Here is an 18,425-nt window from a genome sequence, read left to right on the forward strand (position 1 = left end):
CTCGGGATAAGAGGAAAATGAATTGCACTTAAGCATACAACAGAAGCTCGTCTTTATTTCGTTTTACAAACTAACAGTCTCCCTGGGTTTAGATAAAATGACTTTAATAAAATCGATATAGGAGACGGGCTTACCAAAATAATATCCCTGTAACAGGGTTATCTCATTACGGTTGAGATACTCCAGTTGCTCTTTTGTTTCTACGCCTTCAGCGACAATGCGCAATGAGAGTTTTTTCGCCAGGTCAATGACGCAGTCCAGCAGGATCGTTGAGTCTTTTTCCTCTGAAACCCGGTTCACAAAGCTTTTATCAATTTTAATATAATCAATGGCCAGCGCATTAAGGCATGACAGCCCGGAATAACCCGTACCAAAATCATCCAGGGCAATAACAAAGCCGGCGTTATGCAGCATGTTAAGGTTCTCCACGAGGTGAGGATTATCGACCAGCGGTTCACGCTCGGTCACCTCGAGAACCAGTTCGACCTCTTTACCCTGAAACCCCTTCCCGAAAACGCGACAGTCACCGATAAATGAAGGCGCATTAATATGCCTGGCGCTGATGTTCACCCCGATATGAAACCCGTCCGGTAGCTTAGGCAAAAGCGGCTTAAGCTGGGTCACCACTTTCGCCATCAATCCTTTGGTCAGCGGAATAATCAACCCGCTACGTTCAGCAATAGGAATAAAGACATCCGGCGGGATAAAGCCTGACTTTGGATGCTTCCATCTTGCCAGGACCTCAACGCCGTACAGCCCGCCGGTATCGCCGTTCACGATCGGCTGGTAATAAGGCTCGATCTCCCCCTGCAAAATCGCTTTACGCAAATCGTCTTCAAATGAGGTACTTTTCCCCTTGTATCGGCGGATCAAAATACCCACCGCCACCGATAGCGCGAGAATAAGCAGTATCAGGCTCCATCCCTGTTGCAAAAGCCGCGTCAGGCTGAAAAAGGCAGGAGGTTGCCAGGCAAGGCTAAAGGGAAATTGCGTTGATGCCTTAAGCGACCCCGTCCAGGAGGCCGCTTTCCAGCCCCTCACATCGCCGTTGCGAACAAGCATGCTTTCGCCGACAACCAGCCCCAGATCCACGCTGTTCGATGCGCTTGCAATGACGTCCTGCAAATGCGCGTCACTGATGCTGACAATGACGCGCCCTCCCGCGATGGGCATCTGGAAGATAAGCACCGGAATGCCGTTCACCAGTCGATTGCCGGGTAACAGCATCAATTTTTCGGCAGGTAACGTCTCAGGATGAATAATCAACACGCCATTCCCGGGAAGGGAAGTACAGATGATTTTCCCCTGCAGCTCGATCATGATGGCGCGCAGATGCGGTTTTAGCGCTGCCTCTGTCCCCAGCGCCAGCTGTCCGCTACTGGTACACCCTTGAGCCGCAACGTGCTTTGCCGTGCTGGCCGCACTGACTGCTTCAGCCAGAATGTTTTCTATTTTTTGGGTGCTGGCCGTGGCGGTATGACTATTACTCAGCTTCGCCATCTGCCATAGCTGCCAGTTAATAATCAAAATGCCGCTCAGAAAAAGAAACAGAGCGCTAAGAATAGGGATCATCACGTTGCGCACGATGTTTTCCTTAATAGAAAAAACAAGCATGGATGTTCTGGTAGAAGAGCCTGTGCTAACCCGGTATTGCTTATAACAATGAAAATAGCTTAGCTGAGAATTGTCTTAAAAAACTGATACTTTCGTATGAGTTCACCTGCCGGCATTTACTCACATGACGTGACTATCAGGCTTGTTCCTTGCCCTGGCTGTGTTAAGATTTGTGAAATCAGGGAGCGGACTGGATAACTGGAAAATGAAAAAGCTCATTGCCGTTGCTATTGTTTCATCGCTTCTGGTCTTCCTGTCTCTTTATGCGGTCAATGCTGTAATCATTGGTCAGCAGAAGAGCAAACAGCGTGAAATATCCCGTACCCTTTTACATTATTCAGAAGACGTGTCCCAAAGCGTGGCGCTGGGTCTCAAAAGCATCACGACGCAGGGATGCGATAAAACCAGCCTCGATCGCTACAGACAAATTAAGCTTAATAATCTTTATTTTGCCGATATCGGCTTTATTGAGAAGGGAAAAATAGTCTGTACCGCTTTTTGGGGGAAACTCGCGACGCCCGTTGCACTTCCTGCAGAACTGCATAAAACGCCGAGGGGCTTTCTCCTGGCCCAGTTTTCGAGAAAAGACTTTTTCACGGGTAATGCGGCAATTTATAATAATATTATTATCTTCACCTCCCGCTATGCTTACGATAAATTCACCCCGGTCACCGCAAGCTATTCGCTCAGTGCTACCACCAAAGACTTCGGCAGAGTCTTTTTTTCGGCCGCCACGGAGCTAAATCAGCAGAGCTGGCTGCATTCGACGTTGTTTACCCTGACCCTGACACAGTGCAGCGCCTTCTGGGACCTGTGCGTCATCGTGAAGCATCACGACGCCGGGCTGGCCTCGTTACCTCCGTTTATCTTTGCGCTTCTCGCGGTCATTCTCTGTTTTATCTGGATTGCGATAACGTTATTTATCTTCCGTATCTATGAGGACCGTTTTTCTCTGGAACGTACGCTGATAAAAGCCGTCCTCACGAATACCATAAGCGTTAACTATCAGCCTATTATTCGCATTCACGATCAAAAAATCGTGGGTGTAGAAGTTCTGTCGAGATGGCGCGACCAAAAACACGGGGACGTCTCTCCGGAGCTGTTTATCCCATTAATTAAGAAGATCGGTCTGTATAAAAAATATTACAGTAATATTATCGAAAAATCCCTTTCCGAAATTGCCCCTCTGGCGATAAAACACCAGCTGATAGTCTCAATAAACGTTGGGCACAAGGAAATTGAAGATGGACAGTTCATTACCATTTTGCGTCGTGCGTGTTTTGCCAATCACCTTCCCCTTTCCCTGATGAAGGTCGAACTTTCTGAGAAAGCCGTTTCCACGGCAGATATCCTCGAGGGATTCTGTCAGGAGCTGAAATCGCTCGGCGTTAAAATATCAATAGATGATTTTGGCGTGCAGAACTCGAACCTCGCCCGCCTTTCGCTGCTTGAATATGATGAAATCAAAATTGATAAGTCGCTGGTGGACGGCATCAGCGAGCATTATAAGCAAAACATCTTTGCAATCTTCTGCGATGCCCTTGCAAGATTGAATAAAACGCTTGTTTTCGAGGGCGTGGAAAATGAAATTCAATATCGCTTTATTGCAAGCAGATATCCCGATGCGCTGATTCAGGGATGGTATTTTTCAAAAGCACTCACCCGGAGCGAGCTGGCGAAGCGACTCACCGGGGTCGCACCGTAACCCGAAGCCTTGCGCGTCCGTTTTTTTCCAGTCGGGCATTTCTATTTTTTACGCAAAAACATATAGTCGTCACATTCAGACGGTAGATTACCCTGAAGCACACTCTTATTTTGGTTAAAAACGTGAAATTATCCTTACTATTCCCAGTGGTACTCTTTTGTCTGACCGTTATTTTCGCGCTGTTTATCGACGCCCCCGCGTCGCATATTCTGCGGAAAAAATGCATGTGGTCCGATAGCGTGATGCTGAGCTGTATCGCCAAGCATCAGCATAACGGTTTTTGAAGCAGACTATTCATTTCCCCACTGATTGAGGAAGTTCGCAATATCATCAACGCGACCCGCACGGATCCCGGCCTCAGTGGCCATATCCTGCTGGGCTTCCTCGCTAATCTCCTCATTATTCGATAAACGGGTGAGCAGCAGCTGGAAATAATGTGCCAGCGCGTCGCGCTCTGACTCAGCGACCTGCTCAGCGGCTTCCGTCGCGTACTCATCGGCAATGTCATAATATTTCAGTGGGATATCGTTGTTCATAACAGTCTCGTCGCTAACCTGTAAGGGTAAAGCCATCAGTATATCGGACGCCCTATCTCAACCAAAGCATTGCTTCAGATGAGTAACGCAAGCAGCGCTGCGAGAGCGGGCGCGGCCTGTACATACAAAATTTTTCGGCTGGCGGTGGCTGCGCCAAAGAGTCCGGCGATCAGCACGCAGGTAAGGAAGAAGATGGCCACCTGAATCCCCTTTTCCCCGAGCCAGAGGCTCCAGAGCAGACCGGCCGCCAGAAAACCGTTATACAGCCCCTGATTCGCGGCCAGCACGCGGGTCTCGCGCGCAAAATCAGGACGCAGATTAAAGGCCTTATGCCCTGTTTTGGTATTCCACAGGAACATTTCCAGCACAAGAATATAAAGATGGATGAATACAACGACAGCGATAAGGACGGTGGCTAACATCGTGTTGTCTCCCGCAGGCAGAGGCAAAAAAAACGGGAACCCTCAGGCCCCCGCTCTTGTTTAACCCAGAATCTGGATTACATATTCGCGATAATCGCGTCGCCAAACTCTGAGCATTTCAGCAGCTTAGCGCCTTCCATCAGACGTTCGAAGTCATAGGTTACGGTTTTCGCGTTGATCGCGCCTTCCATACCTTTAACGATCAGGTCTGCGGCTTCGAACCATTCCATATGACGCAGCAGTATTTCATGAATTCAATCATGACGCATTGATTTTTAAGTATAAACATCAGAAATAATGCTCTCGTCACACATTTTTAGCCGCAGGCTAACCAGTTGATTGTATTTAATTATTTTTGGGTTTTGATAACCATTTTTCAGTTGAAGAAATTATCTTCCTCTTGAGTACGCTAAATCAAAGGTGTTTTTGAATCACTCATGTTATCCATAATAATCAAATGCATACATTGATTTTTCGCCACTAAACCGTAATTTTCACATAAAATTAATCAATGACTTACGTTTATCGAAAGGTCACAATGGCGAAGGTTTTAGCGAAGATACCATTCATTTTACGTAGAAGATGATCTATAAATACTTAATATTTATTCATATCGAGTGATAAGTTATGGGTTTGTTCCATAAAGATTTTTTTGATAAGGCTTTTGATGACGAATTTGCTTTCCTCGGAAAATCCAGCGGCCAGCTTTTGACCGAAAGTACAAACGGAGAGCTTCTTGTCGATGGAACAGAGACTTACAACTTAGCTCAAACACATAAAAATGATTTGCACACGATGATGCGTTGCTGCGAATCCGAGCTAAAAAAAATGGATTTAGTTGGCTTAGTGGCTGCCCCATTTTACTTTGAGAGAGTAGCAATTTTAGCCAGGAAGGACAAAAACTATTCTTTAGAAATAGAAATCATTGAGAAATACATTAGCTCGATTAGAAAGTTCTATAATGAAAATGGGCTTCAATTGGGTGAAGGGGTGATGGCTGGCACGAGATATAAAGCCATCGAAGGAAGGTTATCTAAAGCTCATGAACTACTACTGAAAAATCCATAGTTATCCGTCATGGGGTGTCGGGGGTCGGAGGTTCAAACCCTCTCGTGCCGACCAAAAAAAACATTGAAAACCAGCCTCTTACGGCTGGTTTTCAATGTTTAAAATTTATACGGGGAATCATTAGGGAAAAATGGGGGAATAACCCCCGACAACGATAAAATCGTATAGACCCATAATAATTATACGCCCTTTGACTTCCAAGTATTTATCTCAAATAAGACAGCACAATCCCCTTCATCATTCCAAACCGCCGAATTTAACCCCCAATAGAAGGTGAATTTTTTCCCACCTTTTTCTCTAACTGGTATCAGATTTTTACCTGACCGAGTATTAATAATTATTTCATCACCTTTTTTCGCATCATAAGAAGGCAACCAATAAGAATGCCTCAGTTTTGAAGAAATATTACCGTTATTCGTGTAGGTAGTATCTTGCAACATGTAATATTGTAATTTGCAGTCTTCATTCACATCTAAAACAACGTATTCCTCTTTCGCATCCCCATGATTATGGATACTTCTTATGCTTACTTTCATTTTAACACCTCGCTTTTTAATCAATCTTAGAGAGGTATTAGCCCTGAAACAACAAGGTTTTATGTGACAGTTGTCACGACCAGGTAGTTTGATCAGCTGGAAACTTCTTATAAAGAGTGCATATCCGCGACAGCACGAACGTGCAGAATGCGGTCTCCACCACCTCAGCGGACTCTTTTGCATTTTTTAGTTCCTGAGCATCAGCCTGGGCTCGGGTAAGCCTATGGCGCTCATAATCAATCGTGCCAGGCACAAGGTCTGATTCTGAATCAACTCTCAGCTGTTCAACCTCTTTGCGCAGCTTTTCGTTTTCTATCGCTGCGTCACGGGCGGAATACCATTCGATTACGGCGGCAGAGTCATAAAGCACTTCATTACCTTTTCCACCACCGCGCGCAACTGGCATTCCCTGATCCTGCCAGTTCTGGATCGTGCGGATGCTGACATCAAAAATCTCTGAAAGGCGTTTTTTATTGACCTCCATGACGAACTCCAGGCGAAACACAGGGTAAGGAAACCATGCCGGGTAAAATGACTACTACCAGGCTTTAAAACTTCCTTTCTTGTGGTGGGTTATACCCAGCAAAGACAGATACTTAGCAAGAAGAAGAACGGAAAAGGCAAAATCCTGAAAATTTTCATAAATAGCGAGAACCTGCGAGGTCGCCGCCCCGTAACAAGGCGGATTGCCGGAAAGGACCCATAATGACATTGATTATCATTTGCATGCATTCACCAACATTCATTTAGACATCTAAACGTCTATTTTGCATTGCTGAATGTAGGTCATATCATGCAGCGCGGCTTCGCAGCAGTGGCCAGGCTCACATCTGAAAGACCTTCTTCGACCTGCACGTACGATGTACATTAAAAAGCCCCGCTAAGGCGAGGCTTGGTTTGATATGGATAATGACAATCAATCTTCTTTTTTAATCACTACTTCCTGCGGCCGCATCTGCTGTATGGCTCGGACAATGCAGTAAGGAATTACTGCCCAGGCAACTCCCATGGCTGCTCCTGCTGCTTGCTGAGGCGCGCTGACAGCGCCGAAAACCCCAACGATACCTTGAACAAAACCAATAGCCCCGAATACAACACAAATAGCCCAGAGGATTCTCATACACCTAACTCCTTTTATTAAAGAGCTATTAGGATAATTCTGAATGCTGTTTTGTAAAGCTCTAATGCACGGCAAAGCCGCTGAAAGTTAACGGTTTGCCCAGGCTCACAGCTGAAAGACTTTCTTTGATATGCACGTGCGATGCGCATTAAAAATGCCACCAGCGGATGCCAGTGGCCAATGAGGATAAAGTTATGCTTCGAGTTTTTGGATTGACTGGATTGAGGTAACAACACACTGGCGACGGCTGACGTTGTTTGCTTCAGCAATACCCATCTCAGTTAACAAAACCTGAGAGTCTATATCCTGCCCCTCTTCTAATCGAAGGAAGACATTCCCCTTCTTTACTAAAATCCAATCAGCGGAGTAAATCTCCCACACTAGAAAATACAACATAAGCGTCCTTATCATACAGTTATAAAAACTTTATTTTAAGGCAACGTATACTCTACTGAAAGCATTATCACAGGCACTCAGTGAATGTCTGCTGTAATGCTTACCCCTTACTGAGGATATTTGGTTGATTATCCGCTGTAGGGGATATCCATTATCAAGCCCACCAGCAGGTGAGCTTTGTAATGGCTACGATTCCACGTCGTTATGCAGCACTTCCTGACGGTAAATATGCTCGTAACGAGATACCGTCTTCCCGTTCTGGTTCATCACGTAGGCAACCTCTCCCTCTTTGAAGAAGATATTCTGGTCCATACCAGATACTGCAATGCTTTGCTGTTTTGGATTGAATCCTACGCTCAAACCGTCGTGAATCTCTTCGCCGCCACCAGGCGACATTACTTTTACTGTTAACATGCTTCTTCTCCTTCTTCTGGTAATAAAAAAGGCCGCCATTGGCGACCTTCGATAGGTTTGGGATTTGGTTTAGTTAGGTTGTGTGACAAGGCTTACAGCAGAAATAACATCCATTTGCATTGTAACCAAGGCGTTTAGCCTCCGTCACAGCAGGAGAACAGGAGTCATAGCTACCAAGATATCTCCTGTTCAATTCTGACGGCAAATAAGTACAACCAGAAACATGAACTTCATTGTCACCATTGGACTGCTTGTTGGTATTCACGTAATACAAAGCCATTCTAATATCCCCAGAGAATCGCTGCGTTATGCAGCACTGGAGATGGTAATAATTTAACTGCCCATCAGGTAGGATATATCCTTAAAGTATGAAGTGGTTCAATCTTCCCTCAGCAAATTTTCTGTCAATCCTATGCTCCAGAACCCTTCAACAAAAAGCCCCGATATTGCGAGGCTCTGGTTTCCTTGTGGCAGTTCGCATGCCACGCTGTGTTATGTGCCAGTATGTCTTTCTTCGTCTGGCGGTTCTCAACATCGATATCGTGAACAGATAGATAACTTGGCACCTAACACCAATCAACCTGCCTAAGTTAAATCTTAATTCTTTACGCTTACGCTTGTTGATCTCTGGGTCCATGCCAGGATATCCAAGACTCTGATGCGGAGAATGCCAACTCCAGGGAAACATCGATAAAAGAGCATGTGAAACTGAGACTCCCGTAGCCCTCCTTGTGGGGGCTTTTTTTCGGATTGATGCGCTTCGCTTGTTAAATATTGAGTCTTTTCTAGAATTTAAAGGTGCTTTGCTATGTCAGGTAAAGCCGTCGTTCAGAAATACCCGTGTGCTCAAGGACGAGCCATCCCTAGTTTTTCCTTTCCAGCTCTATCTGCCTTATACCTGCGAAGTTATTGTTGCCCTTCTCAATCACGGCCAGTAGAGGCTTAATCCACAAGACTGCCTGGCAGTACGTCATTGAGCTGGCGGCAGCGGCACTATCATCGGCTGAGTCAGGTCCGTCGGTATCGGCGTGCATTGCGCTGGAACGTAAACGGTACGCGTATTCGAGCAACCCACCAGCGATATCAGCAGGAACAGGCAGATCACAGGTTTTTTCACGGCGGAGAATCTCCCGGTATTCGATTACAGTTTCTTCGGTGCTGGTGTCGATAAGGGAGTTAAGCCTATTGGCATGTTCTGCAACCTGATTGAATCGATTGAAGTTGAATGCCTGGGTGGCGATTACCTGCCCCTGCAAAGAGTTGTCACTTCGCAGAATGTCGTTATCGCTCTGAAGGCTACTGGCGTCGGAGCAACTCTTAACGAGAGCGACCGAAAGGCCAGCAATAACGACAACGCCGATAAGACCCGGATTAATTTTCATTGGTCGAGCCCCCAGCACGTCAACGCACTTTCCTGTTCGCGCCGCTCAACCTGCCCATAACAGCCATTCTTTTGGCCTTTAGTCAGGCGGCAATCACGTCCACCGTCCTTAATCCACCAGCGGATTGCCTCGCATGCACCGATACGGTCACCTGCGTTGATGCGCTTATAGAAGGTCGATGGGAAGCATTTACCGGGGCCGATGTTATACGGGCAGAAGGATGCGATACCCACCTTCTGTGGCTCTGTCAGAGGCACTTTGATATTGCGATCAACCCAGGCTAATGCTTTATCGCGTTCAATAGCGTTAACCTTCCGGCATTGTTCCTCAGTGGCCGTCATGCCCTTAACAATACGCCTGCCATCGATAACGGTCACGCCGTGACATAAAGACCAGACCCCACCCGGATCAACAACGGCCACCAGCACATTGCCTTCTTTCTCGCTGATGAACTGGTCAAAAATGAGTGGAGCAGATGCACCTGATGCGATTAGTGCCAGCACTGCTGCGCTGAGTTTTGATTTATTAGACATCATTCACCTCGCGCAGCTCTTCGACGGTCTGCTTTGATTTGGAAATAGAGGTTGGTGAGAAAGGTGAGCAAGCCGAACAGTAAACTACCGATCACACCTATAGCCGCCCACTGCTCTGGGGAGTAACCGTCAAGAAGTCTTCTAAACCAGTAAATGGCACTACCTCCCGATGCGCCGTAGGAAATGCCAGTAGTTATTTTGTCCATTCGATACATACTCTCACCTCGCTCAGTTGCGGGTGCTTGTTTGTAGGAAACAAAAAGGCCACCCGAAGGTAGCCCTAAAAAGCTTGAGGCCTCTGTAAAATGAGACCCAGATATCGTTTTAAGTCCATGGCATAGAAACCACTCTTAACAGACTACGATATATTTTGCGTACGCGTTAGCATTTTCATATCATGTGTTTGTTTCACTAATGCCACACAGCGCTTATCACCTAAAGGAATGAAAATGAGAATTAAGAGCATTGGATTTACTATAAAAAACAATAATAAAAACATAAATACTTCGGATGTAATGTCTGATTTCATAAAAAATTCTTCTCGTATTCACAACCGAACTGATTACTCTCGTCAAATCCTTATATCTGATGATAAGAGTTTTTACAGTGGCTTGGTTGTAACCTTCAGAAATCAGAAAAAAAACTGTTTAGCGCAATTTTCCAAGGGAAAATTCAAACTTAAAGTAGAGGACTTAACCAAAGGCGACAAACTAGTCAGCTTTAATTTCTTTTGTATAAAAAAGTCTAATCTTAAAGGCTTATATATGTATCATCATGGTTCTTGCTCGCTAAACGGCGTATTTACGCACTTACAGACTATAAGCAATGAATTTATCCGAAGTAAATGCAGTGAGGAGATAGATCTTTTAGGGAAATCTCCAGATCCAGATTTAGTAAGAAAAATAAATGAAAAATATCAAGCCAGATTCGAGTTCAGCTTAATTACCAGCAAAAAAGACATTTCATCAATTTTGCGTGCATTTAAGGAGATAAAACAAGCTACTTTTAAATTTGATCATGTAGATTTCAAATCAGGTCCAATGACTGCACTTTCACCTTTCATTAATACTACAGATATTAACTTCAATATTGAATCTGCAAGCCGAGTAAGAACAACCCCGTTATCACAGCATCTCGCAGATATTTATAAAAATGTAACCGGTATCGTAAAAGCAAGAGTAAGAGCTGTAGATCATTCAGGCATTGAAAAAGTAGTCGATTTTATGAATTGCCCTACTTTTCTTGAGACTTACGAATTCGATAGTATAGCTAAGGAAACAGATGGAATCACAAACACGAACTACCTCAAAAGCAAAGTATTCGCTATAATAAAAGACGAAATGTTGAAAGGGAAAAATAAAAATGTCTTTAACTGATGCGGTCGTTAGGCAGAAAATAGGCGTGCAATACGCTTTATTAATTATCATTTCCGCCCTGTGTCTCACAGGGCTATTCTTCCTGTATAGACATACTCCAGTAGTCAGTGATAATTTTTTTGATTTCTACCATAAAAACCTTCGTGGATATTTATTCTCAGGATTTATCTCTGTTGGTTCATTCCTTCTCAGTTTACATACATTCGTAATAGTCAACTTAAGAGATAAAGTTTTCGCCACACCTGAATATAAAGCTTCATTCTGTGAAGCTTATGAGGTAGATGAGGCGGACATAAGTGAAAAAAACTTATTCAAGCCATTAGACAACCTATCCTCATTTATAAACTCATCAATTCTTCTTTCATTTATCACAGCCATACTTCAATTTACAATAGGATTGTCAACTAACCTCTACGCTTGTTTATTATGTGTTTGGCTTGCCATACTTACAATATGCTTCCTGATTCATTGTCTAACAATAATAAGAATGAACATCAAAATCCTTCTAAAACAGAAATAAGCAGGTATCAATGAGGTTGCTACCTGCAATTTAGATCAAAAAAAGATGTTAATAATTTATCATAGATATACATCCATCGATAAAGCCGAGTGCTGTTTGTAATTCCTTTCTTATTGTTCCATCAGAGCAATTACGCCTTTTAGCTATTGCTCTTAGCGAAATACCGACCACGAAGTGGGCAATGATCAATTCATACTCATCAGGCTTAAACTTCCTCAGTCTAGCAACGCAACCATCGATCATTATACCTGTATCATCATCACACTGATTTCGTGATTTCTTTCCGTGTGGAAGAAGTCCTTTAAATCCGGCAGCGATTGGTTGCCAGTCAACGCCATTATGTTCATCTGCAGCCCAAGCACCCCAACGGTCCATTAATTCATACATATCGTTCATAAGTCCTCCTTACGCCAGAACGCCGAGCGCGTAGGCCCGGTCCAGCACTCTAATGATCATTTCCAGCTGCGAGCCATATTTGCGCTCGAATGCCAGTCGGTCGTTATGCAGTTCGATGTGATGCTTTCGGCAAAGTGGTATGGAGAAAATGTCATGCGCTTTTGTCGCCATGCCACCCTGCCCCCATCCGATTAAGTAATGTGGGTCGTCTGATTGCTGCTGGCAGCATTCACAGGGCTGTGTTTTCACCCAATTCAGATAATCGCGACTTTCCCAGCGAAGACGCTTTGGTCGACGCATGAAAGACTGAGGCGGCGCCGGATCCACCATCACACCTACTAGGGGTTCTGTCAGCGCATCAGGCAGGTCGACCGCTGAAACTAATTTCCTAAGGATGCTGCTGGCCGGCACAGAAGGCGTAATATCGCTTTCGCGACCGATCTTGCTTTCTTGAGGTAAACGAAGCGCTTCACGAACGCATGATTCTGGAAGTGCATCCGTAACCCCTTTACGAACTGCCCACCAGCAGAGTTCAGCGAGAGAAATCTCGCGGCTTTTGTCGATAGCGAGTGAAATACGAACCGAATCCAGAACAAAGGCAATTACGTTTCTCCATGCCAGTTCTGCTAGTTCCTCGGTACACTGCTCTCGAAGCTGGTTATCGCAAGAGCCACAAAGAAGGATGGATCCAGGCTCATGGTGCATGATGGTTAGTTCGTGATAGTGGTAATCACTGTGGGCGTTCTGGCAATGTCCGGCGCCGTGCTTCAGCAACCAGTAATCAAGCCCGCTAATACCGCCAGCTGCAGTCAGCACCTTTTCATTCAGAAAGAAGCTTCGCAGCTGCTCGTTTTCAGCCAGTGGCTGCCGCGCGTCCGAAACGCGACCAGTTTGATACCCGGCCATACTTTCTGGCTGGCGCTCGATTAACACTCTTCCTGCGGTGAACAACTCCATCAGCTCTCTTCCTGGCTTCAAAAGTACGACACCCAGCTCCCTAGCAATCACAGGTCGAAGAAGCGCACGCATCACTCGCTCTCCCTGATAATGATCTGCCCGTTCTCGCCCCAGAGCTTTGTTATCCTTGAATCCCAGATATGCGTGTCGTCCTCGAAGAGCGCATCCATCAGAGACTTCATCAGGTTATCAAGATCGGGTTTACCCTGATGGGGCTGCCCGTTCATCTCTGCGCGCTTCTTTTTGCTCCAGCTATTCGGCATCGGAAGAACGAAGGTAACGTGCGAATTTGACTCTGGCATGTAAATGCCCAGCAGCCGGACGTGATCGCAAAAGGCCCGGTAACGCATAACTTCAGGGCGCTTTTTCCATTTGTCTGCACGCGTCATGCGTGGCTTACCCATCGGGAGGATGTTGTACACTGTCACGATCACCCCCATGCACGAGAACGCATGCTTTGCGCTGTCTTAGCTGAGGATTTTTGCTGAGGTAGTAATGCGCTGACTATCCAAAGACGAGGGTCAATATCGAGGCTTTTCTCGACGGGAACCCCTTTGGACTTATAGCGCGCCACCAGCTCATTGGCTTCTTCGGTTGTCAGCCCGGTGTAAGTGAACCAGCTTTTCTTCATGCCGCCTCCTGCAGGAGTGACATCAAAAGAAAATTGCTGGCCCTTTGAAGGGTCAGTAAGGATTTATTCTGGTTTGGTATTTGCGCCATGGTATCTCTCCAGTGGCGCAGCAGGTATAGGGTGTTCAGGCCTATGACGGGAGTGTAACAGAATTCTTGGAAACGCGATAACCAGCCCGTTCAAGCATCTGCGTAAAGAGTGTCGGTGTTCCTACTATCTCATCATCCTGTAACGGCATGAATGACACCTCATCCCCGCGTCTGTACATGAGTGCACGACCACTATCAGGAAATGAGTGCAGTCGCGCAACGATAACCCCATCGTTGCACCTGATGACCGCATAGCCCTTATTTGGTAATTCTTCTTTTTGTTTCACCGATCTCCCCTCCAAACTGGAAAATTTCTGCATGCTGTTTCAATAAAACCAGTCGTCTGCACTTTCCCAGGTCTGCTGGAGGATTTCCTCAACCTTTTTCTTAGTTTCTTTTTCGCCACCGTAAACACTTAACCCATCGGAACCTGCGCGACGCACAATCAGACTGCAGTTACCGAACTGACTCTGGATCCGTTTTAATAATTCTCTCTCAAGTGCCGGGACTGCACCCTCTGGAAGTTCTTTAGTACGATCAATGGTTAATTCAACTTTCATAAGCGCCTCCACCGCAAAAGCTGTATGTTTATACAGTACACTTATGGAGAAGTTTGATCAACGGCTTAACAGCACGAATTGTCAAACAAACGAGTAGAGACTACATCACCCTTGGGACTCCGCAAGAGTAAAAATTCTTTCAAGATGGTGATAATCTCCATGCTTCTGGCAAGTGATAAGTGGCATAATCCATTTACGGAATTATTGTGTAAGGAAAGAAATACATGGATATTTGGGATACAAATAAATTGGTCATTTTCATAGCCTTCGTTATTCCGGGTTTTCTAAGTATGAAGCTGTACAGTGTACTACATCCCAATGTTCAACTTGATACGTCTAAGACAGTTATTGAGGTTGTAACATATAGCTGCATCAATTATGCAATATGGCTAATACCTATATATTTATTTGAAAAATCGCAATATGGTGCCACTCATTTAATCACATACATGCTTTTCTATTTGTGTGTTCTCTTTGTTAGCCCTATCATCTTGACTTTATTATTTGTATGGATGCGATCGTGGAAGTGGCTATGTAATTTGCTTCCACATCCTACAGGGCGGGCTTGGGATTATTATTTCGGGCTAAGAATGTCATCATGGGTTATAGTTACTCTTAAAGATGGAAATAAAATAGCTGGCAAATATTCTGCTGACTCATTTTCATCAAGTTCTCCTAATCCAGAGCAGCTATACCTTGAAGAAAATTGGGTGATCAACGCAGATGGGGGGTTTGAAAGGGCAAGAACAGATACGCTTGGCATTTTGATTCTTTCAAAAGATATTGAGCACATTGAATTTTTCAGATTCACTAACCCTAGTGAAAATAGTCAAGAAGGAGATAATAGTGAGTGAAACTAAGAAACCTATAGCTCAAGATGGTTATCAGCCTAACAATAAAGGCTACCAACCAAAACAAGATGTAAATAGTGGATACAAACCGCTTAAGCAGACATCACAACCAGCCCCTCCACCGAAGAAACCTTGAACTATCATATTTAAAAAAGGAAATCACATGACAAATAACGGAAAATTCAAAAATGAAGGTTACCGTCCGAAAGAAAATGACTACGGTTACCAACCTAAATCTCAGCCTATTAACGAAGGTTACAAGCCACCTAAGCAAGTTACGCAACCAGCGCCACCACCTAAGAAGCCATAACTGCCAAGCCCCTTTTGGGGCTTTTTATCTTCTGGGTTTGGTAACAGCAAACAATGAGATGTTTGCTTTAGGAACTTTTTTTCATCATGCGAGTGAAACAGATGTCTGAAATACTTCCTGCTTTGAATTTCTCTTGACTTGAATTACGATTTGATTTATCAATTATCACAAAAATTCAACATTATATTCCTGTTCGAAGAGACAAACATGAGCAAATATCATAACGATCAACCCATTTATGGCGGAATTGATGATCCCGACCTTCTAAATAGACTCAGTTTTGCAAACGGACTAGCAAATGTACTTCTACTTAATTGTGAAGATGAATGTCTTACTGTCTCATTAGAGGGTGAATGGGGAAATGGCAAAACATCAGTAATAAATTTAATTAAAGGTGCCTTACAGGAAAAGGAGACTTACCCCGCTATCATTGAATATAACCCTTGGTTAGCGGGCAATCCCGAATCTTTAATACAAGATTTTCTGGTCAGCTTCTCAGCACAGTTAAACCTTAAGGATAAAACATCCTTAGCACTTAAAGTCTCGAAAGAGTTGGTAAAATATGCAAGTTTATTTAATATTGCAAAACTTGTCCCTGGAACTGAACCATGGGCATCTATCCTAGAAAAAGTATTTTCAAAATTTTCAAGCGCTACAAAAAAAACCGAAGACTTAAAAGAGTTAGATCTTTTAAGTAAAAAAAATAAAGTATCTAAAGAAATACAAAAACTTCCTTATCCAATCATAATAATTATCGATGACATTGATAGATTAACACCGACTGAGACATTTCAGGTATTACGATTGGTTAAAGCAGTAGCGGACTTCCCTGGCACTTCATTCCTGCTTGCATTTGATCCCAATTATCTAACTGAAGTACTTAAAAAAAATGGCATAGAAAACTCCGCACAATACATCAATAAGATTGTTCAGTTACGGGTACCACTTCCAGTTATTTCAGAGAGTAGTATAACCGAGCTTGCAGAAATTGAATTCTCTAACCTTAGCGAAAATAAACTCACAGAAAATTTTGAAAATGATCAAGAGCGCTTAAGTTGGATATTTCACAATTACTTCAAACACTTAATTAAGAACCCAAGGGAAATAAAAAAACTTTTTAACCATTTGAGATTTATTTTAGCACAAGTAGAAGGTCAGGTATGTTTTTCAGATCTGTTTGCTTTATCATTAATAGCAATAAAATCAAACAGCCTATATGAACACATAAAAAACAATCCTGAAGCATATATTGGAAAGAGATTTACCAATGATGGACTTTTGTTAGAAAAGCCGGAAGAAATCGTCAAAACATTCGATAATGAAAGAAATCATCATCTTCAAATTTTCAATGATAAAGATCGGAGATTAATGATTAATCTTCTAGGTGAAGTGTTCCCTTTGCTTGCCTCTGGAGGCTACTCGCATTATGGGGTTACAAACCCTGATTATGCAGGAAGAGTGTCTGCGCCTCAACGCTTACATGTTGCATTTCATTATGAAACTCCTATTGGATATTTATCAGATCAGGACATCATTAAATTTATTCGAGGTGAAATATCTAGATCTGAGTTCCTAATTGACGTTGAATCAAGCAACGCTGAAGATCGTTTTTTTGAAATGATGACTAACTATTCCAACATTATCGATGATGATGCCTTTGATATTTTGAAATGTATATATGATAAATTTCTATTCTCAGAAAAACTTATCATATCACAGGAGTCTAATTACGGATTTCTATCTTCAGATTTATACCGAAAAATGAATTGGCTGACAAATAAAGTCATTTCAGAAAGTACCAACAAAAACGAACTAATCAAAAGCATAATATCTAGAAAAGAAAATACCCCTCTGGGGGCTGATGTATTATACAAAGTTAGACGTCAACTCAACGGTACTGATGAAAGTAATCCATGGATCACTCAAGAGTTACTTGATAAATTAGAGATAACATATCAACATAACGCTCTTGACGCACTTACAACAAAAAGATTTATTAAAAACCATCTTGAATCGCATATATTTTTGGAGTTAAGGAGATCATCTAAACATTTGGCAGCTCAATTTATAGATAATTTAATAAATAAAAAAAATGGAATTATTAGAATTGCTGAGGTACTTAAGCGTGCAGGCAGTGATTCAGTTAACGGGCCTTATGCGCAAATTGATGAAAGCAATTTCGGTGATATTATCGATTTAGAAAAACTAAAAAATAAGGTTGGGTTGTTAGATATTACCGATTATAGTTACCCAGTACAGGCTGCACTAAAGAGCATTCTTGATGGGGGTAAATATTATCTTCGTGATGCTACAAAGTCTGATAACTGGTAACGATGAGCACTAATGGCATATTGGGATATGCTAAAAATATTTCTCACATCAAGCCAACCAATGATACTTGGTTGGCTTGGCTATTATATTAACTGCAACAATAGTGCATTATCGCAAAATACGCTTTTTCTATAGCTATGTCTTTTTTGGTGTGGCCTTATGTAGACTCACATTCGTGCTGCGTGTAATGGGGTAGTGTATGCATGACCTTATCGTTGGCCATTCCCGCATCTGATCTTGACCCGCCATTCCCGCATCCTACCCGCCTGGCGCAGGCAGTATTTACAACGCTTGGCAATACGGGCTACTTCAACAACACTACCGGCGATACCAAACATGTCCGAATATACTTCTGCTGCCCTTCGCCAAAGCCCCCTCTCCTCTAGCTCCTTCGCTTTCTGCTCGGCAGCCTGCATCCTGACCGGATCACTTTTTTCAACCCTGCGCAGGAGGATTATGTCTGGAAAATCTGCGTGCGGTACCGCCCGGTATGTGTACTGAACGCTGTCACGTAAGCGAATAATCACGCCTTCGTCACTCAGCTCACGCAGAAGTCTGCCCGCTGTCCCGCCAGCCATATCCAGCGCTCCGGATACATCGCCAACGGCGCAGTTCGGTTGGTAGTGCACAAACACCGCCACCTGCTCTTTTTGGGTTAATGTTTTGGTCATTGGTCAA

22 protein-coding genes and 2 pseudogenes are annotated in these 18,425 nt (G+C 43.7%); 7 read left to right on the forward strand and 17 right to left on the reverse strand.

Annotation, left to right across the window (positions count from 1 at the left end; translation table 11 throughout):
- Positions 1-63: 63 nt before the first annotated feature.
- Positions 64-1,584 (reverse strand): EAL domain-containing protein, encoded by a 1,521-nt coding sequence (locus AC27FC_RS06820; RefSeq protein ID WP_487159856.1) that lies wholly within the window; start codon positions 1,582-1,584, stop codon positions 64-66.
- Between the two features lie 235 nt (positions 1,585-1,819).
- On the opposite strand from AC27FC_RS06820, the gene AC27FC_RS06825 reads away from it, so the two are divergent.
- On the forward strand, positions 1,820-3,319 hold the full coding sequence (locus AC27FC_RS06825) for an EAL domain-containing protein (RefSeq protein ID WP_033145235.1): 1,500 nt from the start codon (positions 1,820-1,822) through the stop codon (positions 3,317-3,319).
- 290 nt (positions 3,320-3,609) lie between these two features.
- On the opposite strand, the gene AC27FC_RS06830 is transcribed toward AC27FC_RS06825, so the two are convergent.
- From AC27FC_RS06830 to AC27FC_RS06840, 3 genes and pseudogenes are all read right to left on the reverse strand, one after another.
- Positions 3,610-3,855 (reverse strand): DUF2543 family protein, encoded by a 246-nt coding sequence (locus AC27FC_RS06830; RefSeq protein ID WP_058840812.1) that lies wholly within the window; start codon positions 3,853-3,855, stop codon positions 3,610-3,612.
- A 74-nt stretch (positions 3,856-3,929) separates the two neighbouring features.
- Entirely contained in the window at positions 3,930-4,277 is a 348-nt protein-coding gene (locus tag AC27FC_RS06835; protein WP_094935562.1) for a DUF1304 domain-containing protein, read from the reverse strand.
- Positions 4,278-4,354: 77 nt separating this feature from the next.
- Positions 4,355-4,525: pseudogene (locus AC27FC_RS06840) on the reverse strand (NADP-dependent isocitrate dehydrogenase); the annotation flags it as partial.
- Between the two features lie 379 nt (positions 4,526-4,904).
- Here AC27FC_RS06840 and AC27FC_RS06845 point away from each other — a divergent pair.
- Complete coding sequence (locus AC27FC_RS06845) at positions 4,905-5,345, forward strand: hypothetical protein (RefSeq protein WP_065419809.1); 441 nt, start codon at positions 4,905-4,907, stop codon at positions 5,343-5,345.
- A 179-nt stretch (positions 5,346-5,524) separates the two neighbouring features.
- Here the strand turns inward: AC27FC_RS06845 and AC27FC_RS06850 are convergent, their stop codons facing one another.
- The 7 genes and pseudogenes from AC27FC_RS06850 to AC27FC_RS06880 all read right to left on the reverse strand — a co-directional run bounded on the left by AC27FC_RS06850 (position 5,525) and on the right by AC27FC_RS06880 (position 9,941).
- Positions 5,525-5,881: a hypothetical protein gene (locus AC27FC_RS06850; protein WP_048979566.1), complete on the reverse strand. Its 357-nt coding sequence runs from the start codon at positions 5,879-5,881 to the stop codon at positions 5,525-5,527.
- Between the two features lie 121 nt (positions 5,882-6,002).
- Positions 6,003-6,365 (reverse strand): annotated as a pseudogene (locus tag AC27FC_RS06855) (terminase small subunit); the annotation flags it as partial.
- Between the two features lie 432 nt (positions 6,366-6,797).
- Positions 6,798-7,001 (reverse strand): hypothetical protein, encoded by a 204-nt coding sequence (locus AC27FC_RS06860; RefSeq protein WP_023292741.1) that lies wholly within the window; start codon positions 6,999-7,001, stop codon positions 6,798-6,800.
- Between the two features lie 582 nt (positions 7,002-7,583).
- On the reverse strand, positions 7,584-7,811 hold the full coding sequence (locus AC27FC_RS06865) for a hypothetical protein (protein WP_487159859.1): 228 nt from the start codon (positions 7,809-7,811) through the stop codon (positions 7,584-7,586).
- Between the two features lie 863 nt (positions 7,812-8,674).
- A complete protein-coding gene (locus AC27FC_RS06870; RefSeq protein WP_121425929.1) occupies positions 8,675-9,193 on the reverse strand; it encodes a hypothetical protein in 519 nt (172 codons plus the stop codon).
- Positions 9,190-9,726, reverse strand: coding sequence for a lysozyme (locus tag AC27FC_RS06875; protein ID WP_110973589.1), 537 nt, complete (start codon positions 9,724-9,726; stop codon positions 9,190-9,192). Before AC27FC_RS06875 ends, AC27FC_RS06870 begins: the two co-directional genes overlap by 4 nt.
- Positions 9,726-9,941 carry a class II holin family protein gene (locus AC27FC_RS06880; protein ID WP_023292747.1) on the reverse strand — a complete coding sequence of 72 codons (216 nt, stop codon included), beginning with the start codon at positions 9,939-9,941 and terminating at the stop codon, positions 9,726-9,728. The genes AC27FC_RS06875 and AC27FC_RS06880 overlap by 1 nt, the downstream gene beginning before the upstream one ends.
- A gap of 234 nt (positions 9,942-10,175) precedes the next feature.
- Between AC27FC_RS06880 and AC27FC_RS06885 the strand changes: the two genes are divergently transcribed.
- Positions 10,176-11,102: a hypothetical protein gene (locus AC27FC_RS06885; RefSeq protein WP_121425927.1), complete on the forward strand. Its 927-nt coding sequence runs from the start codon at positions 10,176-10,178 to the stop codon at positions 11,100-11,102.
- 568 nt (positions 11,103-11,670) lie between these two features.
- On the opposite strand, the gene AC27FC_RS06890 is transcribed toward AC27FC_RS06885, so the two are convergent.
- The 5 genes from AC27FC_RS06890 to AC27FC_RS06910 all read right to left on the reverse strand — a co-directional run bounded on the left by AC27FC_RS06890 (position 11,671) and on the right by AC27FC_RS06910 (position 14,255).
- Positions 11,671-12,018 (reverse strand): antiterminator Q family protein, encoded by a 348-nt coding sequence (locus tag AC27FC_RS06890; protein WP_121425926.1) that lies wholly within the window; start codon positions 12,016-12,018, stop codon positions 11,671-11,673.
- Between the two features lie 9 nt (positions 12,019-12,027).
- A complete protein-coding gene (locus AC27FC_RS06895) occupies positions 12,028-13,047 on the reverse strand; it encodes a DUF968 domain-containing protein (protein WP_196354806.1) in 1,020 nt (339 codons plus the stop codon).
- A complete protein-coding gene (locus AC27FC_RS06900) occupies positions 13,047-13,415 on the reverse strand; it encodes a RusA family crossover junction endodeoxyribonuclease (protein WP_023343840.1) in 369 nt (122 codons plus the stop codon). Before AC27FC_RS06900 ends, AC27FC_RS06895 begins: the two co-directional genes overlap by 1 nt.
- Complete coding sequence (locus AC27FC_RS06905) at positions 13,406-13,606, reverse strand: hypothetical protein (protein WP_048962521.1); 201 nt, start codon at positions 13,604-13,606, stop codon at positions 13,406-13,408. The genes AC27FC_RS06900 and AC27FC_RS06905 overlap by 10 nt, the downstream gene beginning before the upstream one ends.
- 415 nt (positions 13,607-14,021) lie before the next feature.
- Positions 14,022-14,255 carry a DinI-like family protein gene (locus AC27FC_RS06910; protein WP_048962519.1) on the reverse strand — a complete coding sequence of 78 codons (234 nt, stop codon included), beginning with the start codon at positions 14,253-14,255 and terminating at the stop codon, positions 14,022-14,024.
- A 224-nt stretch (positions 14,256-14,479) separates the two neighbouring features.
- Here AC27FC_RS06910 and AC27FC_RS06915 point away from each other — a divergent pair, with 224 nt between their 5' ends.
- The 4 genes from AC27FC_RS06915 to AC27FC_RS06930 all read left to right on the forward strand — a co-directional run bounded on the left by AC27FC_RS06915 (position 14,480) and on the right by AC27FC_RS06930 (position 17,747).
- Entirely contained in the window at positions 14,480-15,109 is a 630-nt protein-coding gene (locus tag AC27FC_RS06915) for a DUF6338 family protein (protein WP_048962517.1), read from the forward strand.
- The gene (locus AC27FC_RS06920) at positions 15,102-15,242 is read left to right on the forward strand and encodes a hypothetical protein (protein WP_157845155.1); all 141 of its coding nucleotides are present in this window, start codon (positions 15,102-15,104) and stop codon (positions 15,240-15,242) included. The genes AC27FC_RS06915 and AC27FC_RS06920 overlap by 8 nt, the downstream gene beginning before the upstream one ends.
- 27 nt (positions 15,243-15,269) lie before the next feature.
- Positions 15,270-15,416, forward strand: coding sequence for a hypothetical protein (locus AC27FC_RS06925; RefSeq protein WP_157845156.1), 147 nt, complete (start codon positions 15,270-15,272; stop codon positions 15,414-15,416).
- Positions 15,417-15,623: 207 nt separating this feature from the next.
- Positions 15,624-17,747, forward strand: coding sequence for a KAP family P-loop NTPase fold protein (locus AC27FC_RS06930; RefSeq protein WP_048962514.1), 2,124 nt, complete (start codon positions 15,624-15,626; stop codon positions 17,745-17,747).
- Between the two features lie 209 nt (positions 17,748-17,956).
- Here the strand turns inward: AC27FC_RS06930 and AC27FC_RS06935 are convergent, their stop codons facing one another.
- A complete protein-coding gene (locus AC27FC_RS06935; protein WP_196354583.1) occupies positions 17,957-18,418 on the reverse strand; it encodes a PerC family transcriptional regulator in 462 nt (153 codons plus the stop codon).
- Positions 18,419-18,425: the final 7 nt, after the last annotated feature.

It is taken from the genome of Enterobacter sp. C3_dUdeg (genome assembly GCF_057536195.1).

What these genes read in the sequence shown, in the direction of transcription:
- AC27FC_RS06935 (WP_196354583.1), bottom strand. Translation starts at nt 18,418, where the DNA reads ATGACCAAAACATTAACCCAAAAAGAGCAGGTGGCGGTGTTTGTGCAC.
- AC27FC_RS06885 (WP_121425927.1), top strand. Translation starts at nt 10,176, where the DNA reads ATGAGAATTAAGAGCATTGGATTTACTATAAAAAACAATAATAAAAAC.
- AC27FC_RS06835 (WP_094935562.1), bottom strand. Translation starts at nt 4,277, where the DNA reads ATGTTAGCCACCGTCCTTATCGCTGTCGTTGTATTCATCCATCTTTAT.
- AC27FC_RS06925 (WP_157845156.1), top strand. Translation starts at nt 15,270, where the DNA reads ATGACAAATAACGGAAAATTCAAAAATGAAGGTTACCGTCCGAAAGAA.
- AC27FC_RS06870 (WP_121425929.1), bottom strand. Translation starts at nt 9,193, where the DNA reads ATGAAAATTAATCCGGGTCTTATCGGCGTTGTCGTTATTGCTGGCCTT.
- AC27FC_RS06865 (WP_487159859.1), bottom strand. Translation starts at nt 7,811, where the DNA reads ATGTTAACAGTAAAAGTAATGTCGCCTGGTGGCGGCGAAGAGATTCAC.
- AC27FC_RS06900 (WP_023343840.1), bottom strand. Translation starts at nt 13,415, where the DNA reads ATGGGGGTGATCGTGACAGTGTACAACATCCTCCCGATGGGTAAGCCA.
- AC27FC_RS06915 (WP_048962517.1), top strand. Translation starts at nt 14,480, where the DNA reads ATGGATATTTGGGATACAAATAAATTGGTCATTTTCATAGCCTTCGTT.
- AC27FC_RS06890 (WP_121425926.1), bottom strand. Translation starts at nt 12,018, where the DNA reads ATGAACGATATGTATGAATTAATGGACCGTTGGGGTGCTTGGGCTGCA.
- AC27FC_RS06930 (WP_048962514.1), top strand. Translation starts at nt 15,624, where the DNA reads ATGAGCAAATATCATAACGATCAACCCATTTATGGCGGAATTGATGAT.
- AC27FC_RS06845 (WP_065419809.1), top strand. Translation starts at nt 4,905, where the DNA reads ATGGGTTTGTTCCATAAAGATTTTTTTGATAAGGCTTTTGATGACGAA.
- AC27FC_RS06910 (WP_048962519.1), bottom strand. Translation starts at nt 14,255, where the DNA reads ATGAAAGTTGAATTAACCATTGATCGTACTAAAGAACTTCCAGAGGGT.
- AC27FC_RS06875 (WP_110973589.1), bottom strand. Translation starts at nt 9,726, where the DNA reads ATGTCTAATAAATCAAAACTCAGCGCAGCAGTGCTGGCACTAATCGCA.
- AC27FC_RS06905 (WP_048962521.1), bottom strand. Translation starts at nt 13,606, where the DNA reads ATGAAGAAAAGCTGGTTCACTTACACCGGGCTGACAACCGAAGAAGCC.
- AC27FC_RS06825 (WP_033145235.1), top strand. Translation starts at nt 1,820, where the DNA reads ATGAAAAAGCTCATTGCCGTTGCTATTGTTTCATCGCTTCTGGTCTTC.
- AC27FC_RS06850 (WP_048979566.1), bottom strand. Translation starts at nt 5,881, where the DNA reads ATGAAAGTAAGCATAAGAAGTATCCATAATCATGGGGATGCGAAAGAG.
- AC27FC_RS06830 (WP_058840812.1), bottom strand. Translation starts at nt 3,855, where the DNA reads ATGAACAACGATATCCCACTGAAATATTATGACATTGCCGATGAGTAC.
- AC27FC_RS06860 (WP_023292741.1), bottom strand. Translation starts at nt 7,001, where the DNA reads ATGAGAATCCTCTGGGCTATTTGTGTTGTATTCGGGGCTATTGGTTTT.
- AC27FC_RS06895 (WP_196354806.1), bottom strand. Translation starts at nt 13,047, where the DNA reads ATGCGTGCGCTTCTTCGACCTGTGATTGCTAGGGAGCTGGGTGTCGTA.
- AC27FC_RS06880 (WP_023292747.1), bottom strand. Translation starts at nt 9,941, where the DNA reads ATGTATCGAATGGACAAAATAACTACTGGCATTTCCTACGGCGCATCG.